Below are 691 nucleotides of genomic sequence, written 5' to 3'. Positions count from 1 at the left end.
TAGATACATCCCTGTTCCGCCCACTAAAAACGGCAGTTGTTCGCGTTTGACGATATTGGTGAAAGCTGTGGAGAAATGTTGGGCGTAGGCGAAAAGGTTGAATTCCTCTTGCGGCTCCACAATGTCGATTAGGTGATGGGGGACTTCTTCGTATTCATCGAGATCTTTGCCTGTACCAATGTCCATGCCCCGGTATACCTGGCGAGAGTCGGCAGAGATTATCTCACCTGAAAACTGACGGCAAAGCTCTACAGCTAATGAGGTTTTACCACTTGCCGTAGGGCCTAGAATGGTAACTAGTTTGGCTTGATGAGAATCTGTCATATTAATCTGTAATAAGTATTGAACTAACAAACACTTCGTTATAGTGTGGGAAATAAGTAGATATAAAACTGCCAGCTATTATAACTGGCCAGTTACCGTGAATCGCTATCTTATAACAATTACATGATAAATACGGCTACTTTGCTGGACACTTGTACCATAAAAACGAAGATATAATCTTGCAAACCTTGAGTTAACAAGAACCTAAACAAGGAATTCTTTTCGGAATGAAGGTCTACAACGTCTTAATAGCGCTGGTATTAATATTAGCAAGCACGTCTGCATACTCTCTAGAGAAAAAAACATTTTGTATTTGGGATCCGGTTGGGCGTAATGGCCCGGTTATGTCTTTTTATTCTGACTTAAT

The 691-nt window shown here is 41.1% G+C and carries 1 protein-coding gene; it reads right to left on the bottom strand.

Going from position 1 to position 691, the window contains the following annotated elements; genetic code table 11:
* Positions 1 to 324: tRNA (adenosine(37)-N6)-dimethylallyltransferase MiaA (locus tag A3729_RS25240; RefSeq protein WP_304439757.1), on the bottom strand; the 324-nt coding region annotated here is incomplete at its 3' end.
* Positions 325 to 691 lie beyond the last annotated feature (367 nt).

The organism is Oleiphilus sp. HI0043 (assembly GCF_001634935.1).
This window is presented reverse-complemented; position numbering and strand designations above follow the sequence as displayed.